10 protein-coding genes and 2 pseudogenes are annotated in these 13,249 nt (G+C 61.0%); 4 read left to right on the top strand and 8 right to left on the bottom strand.

What is annotated here, in order from left to right; genetic code table 11:
• Positions 1–34: 34 nt before the first annotated feature.
• From KW838_RS29970 to KW838_RS21960, 3 genes and pseudogenes are all read left to right on the top strand, one after another.
• A pseudogene (locus tag KW838_RS29970) lies at positions 35–2,266 on the top strand (beta strand repeat-containing protein); the annotation flags it as partial.
• A 24-nt stretch (positions 2,267–2,290) separates the two neighbouring features.
• Positions 2,291–3,652, top strand: a pseudogene (locus KW838_RS29965) (beta strand repeat-containing protein); the annotation flags it as partial.
• A 172-nt stretch (positions 3,653–3,824) separates the two neighbouring features.
• Complete coding sequence (locus tag KW838_RS21960) at positions 3,825–4,046, top strand: hypothetical protein (protein WP_102701185.1); 222 nt, start codon at positions 3,825–3,827, stop codon at positions 4,044–4,046.
• A gap of 53 nt (positions 4,047–4,099) precedes the next feature.
• Here the strand turns inward: KW838_RS21960 and KW838_RS21955 are convergent, their stop codons facing one another.
• The 7 genes from KW838_RS21955 to KW838_RS21925 form a co-directional block, all read right to left on the bottom strand.
• Positions 4,100–4,528: a DUF2628 domain-containing protein gene (locus tag KW838_RS21955; protein ID WP_218503574.1), complete on the bottom strand. Its 429-nt coding sequence runs from the start codon at positions 4,526–4,528 to the stop codon at positions 4,100–4,102.
• Positions 4,529–4,694: 166 nt separating this feature from the next.
• Positions 4,695–5,456 (bottom strand): transporter substrate-binding domain-containing protein, encoded by a 762-nt coding sequence (locus KW838_RS21950; RefSeq protein WP_102701183.1) that lies wholly within the window; start codon positions 5,454–5,456, stop codon positions 4,695–4,697.
• A 116-nt stretch (positions 5,457–5,572) separates the two neighbouring features.
• A complete protein-coding gene (gene copD / locus KW838_RS21945) occupies positions 5,573–6,496 on the bottom strand; it encodes a copper homeostasis membrane protein CopD (protein WP_218503573.1) in 924 nt (307 codons plus the stop codon).
• Between the two features lie 3 nt (positions 6,497–6,499).
• Entirely contained in the window at positions 6,500–6,883 is a 384-nt protein-coding gene (gene copC / locus KW838_RS21940; protein ID WP_218503572.1) for a copper homeostasis periplasmic binding protein CopC, read from the bottom strand.
• A 52-nt stretch (positions 6,884–6,935) separates the two neighbouring features.
• Positions 6,936–7,838, bottom strand: a complete 903-nt coding sequence (locus tag KW838_RS21935) for a copper resistance protein B (protein ID WP_218503571.1) — start codon at positions 7,836–7,838, stop codon at positions 6,936–6,938.
• 10 nt (positions 7,839–7,848) lie between these two features.
• Positions 7,849–9,555 carry a copper resistance system multicopper oxidase gene (locus KW838_RS21930; protein ID WP_218503570.1) on the bottom strand — a complete coding sequence of 569 codons (1,707 nt, stop codon included), beginning with the start codon at positions 9,553–9,555 and terminating at the stop codon, positions 7,849–7,851.
• Between the two features lie 80 nt (positions 9,556–9,635).
• On the bottom strand, positions 9,636–10,361 hold the full coding sequence (locus tag KW838_RS21925; protein ID WP_218503569.1) for a murein L,D-transpeptidase catalytic domain family protein: 726 nt from the start codon (positions 10,359–10,361) through the stop codon (positions 9,636–9,638).
• An 82-nt stretch (positions 10,362–10,443) separates the two neighbouring features.
• Between KW838_RS21925 and KW838_RS21920 the strand changes: the two genes are divergently transcribed.
• On the top strand, positions 10,444–12,198 hold the full coding sequence (locus KW838_RS21920; protein WP_218503568.1) for a murein L,D-transpeptidase: 1,755 nt from the start codon (positions 10,444–10,446) through the stop codon (positions 12,196–12,198).
• A gap of 425 nt (positions 12,199–12,623) precedes the next feature.
• Here the strand turns inward: KW838_RS21920 and KW838_RS21915 are convergent, their stop codons facing one another.
• Entirely contained in the window at positions 12,624–13,091 is a 468-nt protein-coding gene (locus KW838_RS21915) for a hypothetical protein (protein WP_218503567.1), read from the bottom strand.
• Between the last annotated feature and the right edge of the window lie 158 nt (positions 13,092–13,249).

The following is a 13,249-nucleotide window of genomic DNA, read 5'->3' as shown; positions in this document are numbered from 1 at the left end:
GACTCGCCTCGTCATCCCGCAGAAGGTGTATGCCATGCCAAATTTTGGTGAAACTCTGATCAACACCACGACTCTAGGCGATCAGGAAGATCCGAATATCTACGGGTTGATCGACGGTGGTTTTGTCATCGCCTGGCAAGGCAATGGTGTGGGTGACGCCACCGGCCTCTTTACCCAGCGCTATAACGCCAGCGGTGCCAAGGTGGGGGGCGAGACGCTGGTCAACACCACGCTGGCGGGCGAGCAGAGTCAGCCTTCGGTGGTCGGGTTGCTTAACGGCGGTTACGTGGTGACCTGGTCCGGCCTCAATGCCGGTGGGTTGCAGTGCATCTTTACCCAGCAGTACAGCGCCAGCGGGGCCAAGGTCGGCGGCGAGACTGTGGTCAATACAACCACGGCAGGCTTTCGTGATTCCCCTGAAATTACCGCCCTGGCCGACGGTGGTTATGTGGTGACTTGGGGGGCAGAGGAAACCGCTGGCGACTTCGGGTCTTTTCTGCAGCGCTTCAATGCCAGCGGGGTCAAGGTCGGTGGGGAAGTTCACATCAACACCACCACTGCGGGGGCTCAGGATTTTCCACAGATTTTTGGTGTTCCCGACGGTGGTTACCTGGCGGTGTGGGAGGGGAGTGGCCCGGGAGATAACTACGGCATCTTCACCCAGCGCTTCAACTCGGCTGGGGCCAAGGTCGGTGTGGAAACCCTGGTCAACATACCCTCTGTGGATATCCAGTCCGAGCATATGGTCGCTGTGCAGGCCAACGGCAATTACCTGCTCGTCTGGGAGTCTTACCCTGACACTGTTACCGGAGTGGAACAAAGAGACGTATTTTCCCAGCTCTATAACTCCGCCGGCGGCAAGATTGGCCCGCAGACCCGGGTCAACACCACGACCCCTGGTGCTCAGGGAGAGGCTCACGTCTCGGTAATGTTCGATGGTGGCTACCTGGTCACTTGGGTGGGCAATGGCCCGGGTGATGTCGATGGCGTTTTCACCCAGCGTATCAATGCCAGTGGCGCTCTGGTCGGTGCGGAAACCCGTGTCAACACGACGGTAGCGGGCGATCAGATCATCACACGGGTGACCACGCTGATTGATGGTGGTTATGTGGTTGTCTGGGAGTCGATCGGCCAGGACGGCGCAGGTTCAGGCACTTACTTCCAGCGTTTCGATGCCAGCGGCAACAAACTGACCGGCCTGGCGGGCGATGCCGCGGCCAACGTGCTGACCTGGGCGGGTGTCGGCAGCGTGGTCATCGATGCCGGGGCGGGTAACGACACCCTCACGGGCGGCAGTGCAAACGACCATCTCAACGGCGATGCGGGCAACGACACGCTCAACGGTGGTGCCGGCATCGACAGGATGACCGGCGGCGACGGCTCCGACACCTACTTCGTCGATAACCTGTTCGATGTCGTCGTTGAAACCAATGCCGTTGCGGCGACCGGTGGTATCGATACGGTCAACACTACCCTGGCGAACCACGTCCTCGGCGCCAACGTGGAAAACCTGCGCCTGCTGGCAACCACGGCCGCCAACGGTACCGGCAATGCCTTGAACAACACGCTGTTTGCCGGTGCCGGTAACAACGTTCTCAATGGCGGCGATGGTGTGGATACCGCGTCCTATGCCTTTGCCGCCAGTGCGGTGACGGTCAGCCTGGCCCTGACGACCGCGCAGGCTACCGGTGGCTCGGGCAGCGATACGCTGCTGGCCTTCGAAAACCTGACCGGCAGTAACTTCAACGACACCCTGACCGGCAATGCCGGTGCCAACACCCTCAGTGGCGGCGCGGGCAATGACACCCTCAATGGCGGTGCCGGTGCAGACACTCTGCTGGGTGGCGACGGTTCGGACTCTTACGTTGTCGATAACGTCGGTGATGTGGTCAGTGAAACCAATGCCGTCGCGGCGACTGGTGGCACGGATACGGTCAGCAGCACCCTGGCCGCCTATACCCTGGGCGCCAACGTGGAAAACCTGCGCCTGCTGGCAACCACGGCTGCCAACGGTACCGGCAATGCATTGAACAACACGCTCTTCGCCGGGGCCGGTAACAACATTCTCAACGGTGGCGACGGGATCGATATCGCGTCCTATGCCTTTGCCGCCAGTGCCGTGATTGCCAGTCTGGCTGTCACCACCGCCCAGGCCACGGGCGGCTCAGGCAGCGATACGCTACTGGCCTTCGAAAACCTGGCGGGCAGTAATTTCAATGACACCCTGACCGGCAATGCCGGTGCCAACACCCTCAGTGGCGGCGCGGGCAATGATGGGCTCAATGGCGGCGCCGGCAATGACACCCTCGATGGAGGGGCCGGCGTCGACACGCTGGTGGGTGGCGACGGCTCGGACACTTACATTGTCGATAACGTCGGCGATGTGGTCAGTGAAACCAATGCGGTCGCCGCCACTGGCGGCACGGATACTGTCTACAGCTCTCTGGCGGGTTATACCCTGGGCGCCAACGTGGAAAACCTGCGCCTGCTGGCAACCACGGCTGCCAACGGTACCGGCAATGCGTTGAACAACACGCTGTTTGCCGGGGCCGGCAACAACATCCTCAATGGCGGCGACGGGGTTGATACCGCGTCCTTTGCCTTTGCCGCCAGTGCGGTGATCGCCAGTCTGGCTGTCACCACCGCCCAGGCCACGGGCGGCTCAGGCAGCGATACGCTGCTGGCCTTCGAAAACCTGGCGGGCAGTAACTTCAACGACACCCTGACCGGCAATGCGGCGGCCAACACCCTCAGTGGCGGCGTGGGCAATGATGGGCTCAATGGCGGCGCCGGCAATGACACCCTCGATGGGGGGGCCGGCGTCGACACACTGGTGGGGGGTGACGGTTCGGACATCTACTTTGTCGATAACGTCGGCGATGTGGTCAGTGAAACCAATGCGGTCGCCGCCACTGGTGGCACGGATTCTGTCTACAGCTCCCTGGCGGGTTATACCCTGGGCGCCAACGTGGAAAACCTGCGCCTGCTGGCAACCACGGCCGCCAACGGTACCGGCAATGCATTGAACAACACGCTGTTTGCCGGTGCCGGCAACAACATCCTCAATGGCGGCGATGGTGTCGATACCGCGTCCTTTGCCTTTGCCGCCAGTGCGGTGACGGTCAACCTGGCCCTGACTACTGCTCAGGCCACCGGTGGTTCAGGCAGCGATACGCTGCTGGCCTTCGAAAACCTGACGGGCAGTAATTTCAACGACACCCTGACCGGCAATGCGGCGGCCAACACCCTCAACGGGGGCGTGGGCAATGATGTGCTCAATGGCGGCGCCGGTAACGACCTGCTGACAGGCGGGGCGGGTGTTGACCAGCTCAATGGCAATCTCGGCGCCGATCGCTTCGACTTCGATGCCTTGAGCGAAATGGGCCTGGGCGCCTTGCGCGATGTGATTGGGGATTTCAAAACCAGTGAAGGCGACAAAATCGACCTGTCGACCCTGGACGCCAATGTGGCCACCGCGGTCAATGATGCCTTCAGTTTTATCGGGGCGAACGCCTTCAGCAGTAACGCGACCGGGCAGGTGCGCTTCGCTGGTGGCATCCTGTTCGGCAGCACCGATGCCGACACGGCTGCCGAGTTCGAGATTTCCCTGATTGGTGTTGCGACACTCGCTAGCGCAGACATCATTGCCTGATGGTGCGTCGCTGGGGCTCTATACCTGTGCACTTGGCAAGATATCGCCCGGTGCACAGGGTTCCTGAACCGATGCTGTCGCCGCGCATTGTTTCATGATGCCCGGCACAGACGAGGCATAGGATGACCGCCAAAGGTCATGTCCCCACGCCCCAACCCACAGGAATAAAAAAATGATCGCCAACCTGATCAAGGTCTCGCTAATCGCAGGTGCCGTGCTGTTGAGCGCCTGTTCGGGTGTGAGTGCCCATCGTGATTATTCTGCCGACTCGGTGCAGCCGGCCGGCTTTGGCCCGGGACCCACCCACAGCAACGCCAACCCGATGAGTTTCCATGGCAGTGCGCTGGGCAATAGTTTTGGCGAGTATGGTGCGGGGTTGTTGCACGACGATTGACCAGTGACGCAAAACGGTGGAGTGATTCCACCGTTCTGCTATCCGGGCGAGACTCAGGCCAGCCTTAAGCCTTCAAAAGGATTCCAGCCTTGCGAGCCTTTTACCTGTTTCAGGTAGTAGGCGTAGTTGGCGCTCAATCCGTACATCAGTGCAAAGGCGACGTTCATACCGGTGTCGAAGGCTTTGGGGGCTTGTTCATAACCCAGCAGGGTGAAAATCAATGCCAGGGCAAAGGACAGGGCAACGATGATCGCGATGATCGCCAGGTTCTTTTTCCACAGCCCAAGCACGAAGAAATAGATCGGCCCGAAAAAAAATGCGATGAAGTTCAGGTTGATCAGGATGCGCTTGCGCGCTGGCAGCTGTTTGAAGCCCCGTTTGAAATCGGGGCTTTTTGGGGCGCCGTATTGATCAAAAAAAGTGAAACGTTCCTGCCATTTCGGGCTGACATTGTAGGTTTGCAATTCATCCGTGCTGCTCATTATCTGTCCTTATTTGAGGGTTCTGCTCGGTCGAGGCATCGACCGGATTATCGTTCGGTGTGCTTGTCAACGCGTCTTGCCTGTGACCGGCCTGCTACCGGTGCGAGAGTAGTTTCAAGGATGTAACGAGATTTAACAAGTCATGACCAAGCGCCTTGGCATGCCGTTATTTGCCCTCAGGCACCGCCAGCCACTGCCGCAGAATCTTCTGATATTTGCCCGTTGCCTTGGCCAGGTGCAGCCACTGATCGACGTACAGCTTCCAGGTGATGTCGTCACGGGGCAGCAAGTAGGCTTTTTCGCCGTATTGCAGGTAGTGCGTCGGGTTGACGGCGCACAGGCCCGGTTTGAGCTTCTGTTGGTACAGCGCCTCCGACGCATCGGTGATCATCACGTCAGCCTTTTTATCCAGCAGTTCCTGGAAGATGCTCAGGTTATCGCGCAGCTGCAATTGCGCCTGGGGCAGGTAGGCGTGGACGAACGCTTCGTTGGTGCCGCCGGCGGGTTCGACCAGGCGAACCGAGGGCCGGTTGATCTGTTCGACAGTCTGGTACAGCGCCTGGTCTTCGCAACGCACCAGCGGGATTTTGCCGTCGACGTCCAGGATGTTGCTGAAGAAGGCTTTTTTCTGCCGTTCCAGAGTGACCGAGATGCCGCCCATGGCGATGTCGCACTTGCCGGCGAGCATGTCGGGCATCAGGGTTTTCCAGGTGGTGGGCACCCACTCGACCTTGACGCCCAAGCTGTCGGCCAGGGCGTGGGCCATGGCGATGTCGATGCCGGAATACGCGCCGTCCTCGGCCTTGAGGGTGTAGGGCTTGTAGTCGCCGGTGGTGCAAACGCGCAGTTGTCCCTGTTGCATGACGCTGTCCAGATGCGAAGGTTCTGCCTGGGCGCCAAGGGAGAGTGCGAGCAAGCCGCCGAGCATCATTGCTCTGTTGATTTTCGTCATTGATATCGGGCTTTTGTGCTGGAGTGGTTTTGAAAGGGGGAGTGTAGTGAAACTTTCACCGGTGTGAAAAATCAATGCCCCTTGAAGATGCCTCATTCCACTTCCGGACTCAACGTCCCCAACCACGCCACCAACCCCACAATCAAAACCGCCGCGGCCATTTCCACCACCACGCTGCGTCGAAGTGCATGGGCTGCCACGCGATACTGGCCCTCGCGCAATGACCGCTCCAGCAAGGGGCCAAGATGAAAGCGGTTCAGCGCCGCCAACACCAGCATCCCGGCAAACAGCAGCACTTTGATCGTCAGCAGGATTCCGTAGTGACTGAGTAAAACCTCATCGAGTCTCGGCCCGACGATGAACAGGTAGTTCACTACGCCCGTCACGGTGATGATCACGACGACCAGTGCACCGACAAATTCAAATCGCCTGACGGCGTGAGCCAGCAAGCGTATGTGTGCTTCGGTTTGCAGGGCCCGGGGTTGCGCCATCAACGCAAACGCCAGCAACGCGCCGAGCCAGGCGCCCGCTACCAGCAGGTGCAGGATGTCTGTGGTGAAGTGCCAGTAACGACGGCTGCCTTCGTCCATGGCGCCATGCCCGCTCCAGGCCAGGCTGGCGAGGGCGATGCCGCCAGCGGTGCTGGCGATCACCAGGCTGAGGCCGGGGGCGCGTGGGTTGAGCATTACCGCCAGGCCTGCGACCGCCAACGCAATCATCCGCACGGCCCAGGCCATCCCGACGTCTGTCTCGAACAGCATCATCTCGAGGTGAGGGCCTAGCTCGGCTATGTCTGATTCGCCGCTCATGGCGCGGACCATCAGCACCATGCCGGCGATGGACAGCAGTGCACCGAACCCGGCAGTTCCCGTCAACAACCGGCGAAAGGGCAGCACCGTTCCGGATAGGCGTTCCTGTCCTTTAAAGCTGTAGAGCCCGAACAGCGCCACGCCAAACAACAGCATCAAATCCACATACAACACAAACCGCAGAACGACGTTGGCCGAGTCGCTCATCGATCATTTCACTTTGAAGGTGACGTTGCCGGTGATCGGGTGGGTGTCCGACGACACCGCACGCCATTCGACCTTGTAGGTACCGGCAGTCAAAGGTGTTGTCGGGGTAATGAGCATGGTTTTCGGATCGCTGCCGCCGCTGACCTTGGCCTTGACCGGCATCGGGGCGTGGGCCATGCCGGCCATTTCGGTCATCAGCAGTTTCGCGCCGGAAAACTGGGTGACGAGGTTTTCGGAGAAGTGCAGTTCGATCTTGTCGGGCGGCGCACCTTCTGCGCCTTCCACTGGGGTGGAGGCGAGCAGTTTGGGGTGGGCTTGAGCGAGGGTGCTCATGAGCAGACCGCTGAGTAACGCGATAACGACGGCGGTGGGTTTGATGAGGCGCATGCAAGGTCCTTTACCGCTTGAAGCGGCTGTTGTTGGTTATGGGTGAGTCTGTTCAGAACCACATCCGAACACCGAGCACGAGGCGGGCTTCGCTGCGGTCCTCGCCTTCGTCGTTGGCGTAGTCGGCGGTGTTGCCGTAGGTGCGGTTCCAGGTCACGCCGAGGTAAGGCGCGAATTCCCGGCGGATTTCGTAGCGCAGGCGCAAGCCCGCCTCGGTGTTGGACAGCCCCGCGCCGATGCCCCGTTGCGGATCGTTTTTGCTGTAGGCGTTGAGTTCGACGGTCGGCTGCAGGATCAGCCGGTTGGTCAGCAGGATGTCGTAGTCGCCCTCCAGCCGCACGGCGCTCTGGCCGCCTTCGCCGATGAAGGCCGTGGCTTGGGCCTCGAAGTTGTACAGCGCCATGCCTTGCACGCCGAAGGCGGCCCAGGTTTGCGGGGCGCCGGGTTTGAAATCCTGGCGCACGCCGCTGACCACGTCCCACCACGGGGAAATCGCGTGGCCCCACAGGGCCTGGATTTCCGCGTCCTCGGTCACGCCGTTGGTGCGCTCGCCTTCGGAGCGCAGCCACAGGCGATCGATATCGCCGCCGACCCAGCCGGATAAGTCCCAGGCCAGGGTGCTGCCGTCATCGGCGTCCTGCCACTCGAGTTTGTCGGCGAGGAAAAACGAATTGAGTGTGTTGTCGTGCACATGGTGGCCGGCGGGATCGACATACACCGCCGCGCGATCGGCATCGGTCAGCACCGGGATCGGCGTACGGCTTTCGCTGGGGGCAGCGGGCTGCATCTGGCCCTCGTCCATGCTCTGCATCTGGCTGTGGTCCATCTGGCTGTGATCCATGCCTTGCATCTGGCCATGATCCATCTGGCTGTGATCCATGCCTTGCATGCCGTCGCTGGCGGCCATCGCCGTCGAGGTCACGAGTGCGAAAAAAATCGGGGTGAATCGAATCATGGGGTGCGCCTCATTCTTCCACGCGAACTTCACGGAACATGCCCATTTCCATGTGGTACAGGAGATGGCAGTGATAGGCCCAGCGGCCGAGCGCATCGGCCGTGACCCGATAGCTGCGTCGGGAGCCCGGTGGCATGTCGATGGTGTGTTTGCGCACCATGAACTCGCCGTTCTCGTCTTCGAGGTCGCTCCACATGCCGTGCAGGTGGATGGGGTGCATCATCATCGTGTCGTTGACCAGCACGATCCGCAGCCGCTCGCCGTACTTGAGGCGCAGGGGCTCTGCATCAGAGAACTTCACACCGTTGAACGACCAGGCGAATTTTTCCATGTGCCCGGTCAGGTGTAGCTCGAGGGTACGGCCGGGCTCACGGCCGTCCGGGTCTTCGAAGGTACTGCGCAGGTCGGAGTAGGTGAGCACGCGGCGCCCATTGTTGCGCAGGCCCATGCCGGGGTCGTCGAGTTTTGCTGAGGTGGACATGGCTTGCATGTCCACCAGCGGGTTGTCGGTTTCCGAGGCCGGGTGGGACTGCATGCCGGGCATGTCGCCCATGGCCATGTTGCTGTGATCCATGCCCGCCATGCTGCCGTGGTCCATGCTGGCCATGCCCATGTCATCCATGGTCACCAGGGGGCGTGGGTCCAGTGCCGGCAGCGGCGCTACCCGTCCCGCCTGCACCGCCAGGGTGCCGCGTGCGTAGCCGGTGCGATCCATCGCCTGGGCGAACAGGGTGTAGGCCGCTTCGGTCGGTTCGACGATAACGTCGAAGGTTTCCGCCACGGCAATGCGAAATTCGTCGACGCTCACCGGTTTGACATAGAGGCCATCGGCGGCGACCACGGTCATTTTCAGGCCGGGAATGCGCACGTCGAAGTAACTCATGGCCGAGCCGTTGATGAAGCGCAGCCGCAGCTTTTCCCCCGGGCGGAACACCCCGGTCCAGTTCATGTCCGGCGCCTGGCCGTTCAACAGGTAGGTGTAAGTGGCGCCGCCGACGTCTGCCAGGTCGGTGGGGTTCATCTTCATCTCGGCCCACATTTTGCGATCGGCGACGGTCGCCCCCCAGCCTTTTTTACTGACGTCGTGGATGAAGTCGCCCACGGTGCGTTTGTTGAAATTGTAGTAATCGGACTGTTTTTTCAGCGTCTTCATCAGGCCGACCGGGTCTTCGTCGGTCCAGTCGCTGAGCATCACCACGTAGTCGCGGTCGTACTGGAACGGCTCCGGGTCCTTGGCGTCGATCACCAGCGGACCGTAGACGCCGGATTGCTCCTGGAACCCCGAATGGCTGTGATACCAGTAGGTGCCGTTCTGCCGCACGGTGAACTGGTAGACGTACAGGCCGCCCGGCTCGATGCCCTTGAAACTCAGGCCCGGCACGCCGTCCATGTTGGCCGGCAGCAAGATGCCGTGCCAGTGAATGGAGGTGCTGTCCTTGAGTCTGTTGCGTACCCGCAGCGTCACCGTATCGCCTTCACGCCAGCGCAGCAGCGGGCCGGGAATGCCACCGTTGATGGTCAGTGCGGTGCGCGGGGTGCCGGTGAAGTTGACCGGGGACTCGCCGATGAACAGGTCGAACTCATTGCCGGCCAACACCTGCGGTTCGCCGGGACTGCTGATCGCCCAGACCGGCGTGCGCCATAACCCGAGGCCGCCGAAGAGCCCGCCGATGGCCAGGCCTTTGACGAAGGTGCGTCTTGAAGTGTGGGAGTGCATGCCGTGTGTTCCGCCCGTCAGCCTGTTGAACTTGTCGACGAGGCTAGCGGGCGGTGCCTTTCAGCAGGCTGAGGCGAAGATTACAGTTTTGACAGGTTGGATGACGCTTTCTGGCTTGAAGTGGACTTTTCCCTTGAGGCCACGGTGTCGCCGCAGTTGATGTAGGAGGACGACTTCAACCAGCGCTGGTCCGGGTAGTAGGAAAACAACAACTGGCCGTCCTTCATCGAATCAATCAGCCGATGGGCAATCGCCGGCCTGACGGCCGGGCAACCCAGGCTGCGGCCGATGCGGCCATTGGCGCGGGCCAGCACCGGGCTGACGTAGGGCGCTCCGTGAATGACGATGGCCCGGTCAAAGGCGTTGTCGTTGAAGCCGGGCTCCAGGCCTTCCATGCGCAGCGAGTAACCGTTCTGGCCGAGATAGCTTTGCTGGGTCCGGAACAGGCCGAGGCTGGTGGCGTGGCTTTCGTTGCGGTTGGAGAACAGCGTCGCCATGTTCTCGCCGCTGTTGCGACCATGGGCGACCAGTTCGTGAAACAGCAACTTGCGCCGTTTAAGGTCGAAGACCCACAGGCGTTGTTCAGTCGAAGGCAGGGAGTAATCGATCACCGCCAGTCTTTGGGCTGGGGCGACGCCTTGGGCACGGCTGCATTGGGTGGCGCGAACGGCCAGGGCAATCACTTTGGCGTCGGCGCCTGGTGCTGCTTTGACCAGCGCGTTTTCAAGCGAATCGGCGTAGGCTGACGTTACTGAAAGGCACGTCAGTAATATGGCAAATAAAAGGCCAGAGCGGTTTAGCGCCATAGTCGGGTCTCATCATGATAATTTCGAGTCTAGCAGCGCGCGCAAAGCTGGCGCCGTTGAATCGGGGGATTAAGGATTATCCATGGTGCAATTAACAAGGTCATTCGTCATAAGCCGCATGTTTTTTATGGGCTTTCTGATCAGCGGTGCAGCCTTTGCGCAAACTTCGCCGATTGAGCCGGTATCTGCCGCGAGCAGCCTAAGCGATGCCGCGGCGCCCCACGATGCGGTCGGCCAGGCGATTCAGGCAACGCTGGAACCGCTGCGTTCGGCCTTTCCGCCGTTACTCACGGCAAAGCGCAACCAGCGTGTGGACGTCAGCCGGGTGGTGCTGGATTTCTATATGCATCGCAACTATCGCGCCGCATGGACAGACGATCATGATGTGGTGCAGTTACTCAAGAGCCTTGAAGACACCCGGATCGACGGCCTGAACCCGGCGGATTTCCGCATCACCGAACTGGCCCAGGCCCATGAGTCGCTGGTGGCCGCCATGCCTTCCACGGCACAACGGGCGATGTTCGACATGGCGGCCACCCGCACCTTCATCACCGCGCTGTTGCAACTGCGCCGGGGTAAGGTCGATCCGTCGCGGCTGGACATTCACTGGAATTTCGATCCTGCCGGCGGCAATGCCCGCGAGGACATGAACAACCTGTTCGCCGCCCTCGATGCCCATGACGTGGCACGTGCATTCGCCGATGCGCCTCCTCAGGAAGAGATTTACCGCAATTTACGTGAAGGCCTGGCCCGGTTGCGCCAGGTGCGTGATGCGGGTGGCTGGCCGAAAGTCACCGAAGGTCAATCGCTCAAGCCCGGCATGGACGGGGTGGCGGTCACTCAATTGCGTGCGCGCCTGGTGGCGGGCGGGTACCTGGACCCGCACCTGGCGAAAAAAGCCGTGTACGACGACAAGGTCATCGCTGCGGTGAAGAAGTATCAGACCGAGCAATACCTGGGGTCCGATGGCGTGGCGGGGGCGGCGACGCTGGCGGCGCTGAATGTGCCGGTCGAGGCGCGGATCGATCAGGTGCGGGTCAACATGGAGCGCGCCCGCTGGCTGTTGTACAAACTTCAGGGCACGTTCGTGATCGTCGATATCGCCGGCTACAAGGTGGCGATGTACCGCGACGGTCTGCCGATCTGGCGTTCGCGGGTGCAGGTCGGCAAGCCGGTGCGCAGTACGCCGGTGTTCCAGGCCGAAATCACCTACATCACGTTCAACCCGACCTGGACCGTGCCGCCGACCATCCTCAAGCAGGACGTGATTCCGAAAGTCCAGAACGATCCGGGCTATCTGGCGGCCAACCGAATTCGTGTGCTCGATCGCGAAGGCAATGTGCTCGATCCCTCGGACGTTGACTGGAGCAACCCGCGAGGCATCCGCCTGCGTCAGGATGCCGGCCCCGACAGTTCGTTGGGGCAGGTGGTGATCCGCTTCCCCAATGACTATGCGATCTACCTGCATGACACGCCGCACCGCGAGCTGTTTGCCAAGACGGTCCGGGCCACCAGTTCGGGCTGCATCCGCGTGGAAAACCCGCTGCAACTGGTCGAGTTGTTGTTCAACGACCCGGTGCGCTGGAACAGTGCCGGGATTCAAAAGCAGTTGGCCAATGGCAGGACCGAGAATATCCAGCTGCCGGTGAAGGTGCCGGTGCTGCTGGCCTACTGGACCGTGGACCTGAGCACTGACGGGCGGGTGACGTTCAAGCCGGACATTTATGATTACGATGCCCGGGTGTTGCAGGGCTTGAGTCAGCCGACGAAATTGCCTCCGCTGGACTTGCGTCAGGCAGAGATCCCGCTGGTGGTGACGGGGCGGAACCAACAGTAACCAAAGCTGGCTCCTACAGTTTCGGCGTGGGCATGGCCCCTTGTAGGAGCTGGCCTGCCAGCGATGGACGTTAACGATAACGCGGGTGATCCGGATAAACGCGGTCCCCTGTAGGAGCTGGCCTGCCAGCGATGGTCGTTAACGATAACGCGGGTGATCCGGATAAACGCGGTCCCCTGTAGGAGCTGGCCTGCCAGCGATGGACGTTAACGATAACGCGGGTGATCCGGATAAACGCGGCGCATTCGAGCCCATCGCCAGCAAGCTGGCTCCTACAGTTTCAGCGTGGGCACGGTCCTTTGTGGAAGCTGGCTTGCCAGCGATGGACGTTAACGATACCGCGGGTGAGCTGGATAAACGCGGCGCATTCGAGCCCATCGCCAGCAAGCTGGCTCCTACAGTTTCCCCAGCCCTGTGGCACCCACCTAAAGCGCCAACCCTTGTTGCACCACGACAAGCAGATCGCTTTCTGTCAGCGCCACCGCATCCAGTTGCGCTGTGGCTTGCTCGATCGTTTGTAGCCACCAGTGTGTTTCGCCGTGTTCGTCCACGGTGCGCAACAGGGCGAACTCGTTGCCTTGGGAGTGAATCTCGACGCGCCCCTCGCCATCGGCGGTGAAGCGTGCAACCGGGTCAAAGGTCATGCTGTGCCCGTTGCCGGAGATCACCAACTGCTCGATGGCGTAATCGTAAGCGTCACCATCGGCATGACTTTCGTGCACATGGGTGGCGTTGCGCCGCAGGACCAGGCCCGCTTCGGTCAAGGGCAGCAGCCAGTGCTCTATCCGTTGATACAATTCGTAGACCTGGCCCGGCCAGCCATCGATCGCCTGATCCGCGCTGGTCAGCCCTGTCTGTTTCAATTTTTCGGCGAGTTCGTCTGCCTTGCTCATGTCGATTCCCTGTATGGAGGTCAGTCTAATCGTAGCTCGTTGACGCACAGGCAGTGCTGCCCTGGGTCATGTTTGCAGCACCACCGGGCAGGGGGGAGACCGCCGGGCAAGTGGTTGCCCCTTTGTCGTGGATAACCCCGTAAACTACGGCCCACAAA

It is taken from the genome of Pseudomonas sp. PDM27, assembly GCF_019219205.1.
GTDB lineage: Bacteria > Pseudomonadota > Gammaproteobacteria > Pseudomonadales > Pseudomonadaceae > Aquipseudomonas > Aquipseudomonas laurylsulfatiphila.
The sequence above is the reverse complement of the archived record's forward strand: the minus strand, read 5'-3'. Positions and strand labels throughout refer to the sequence as shown.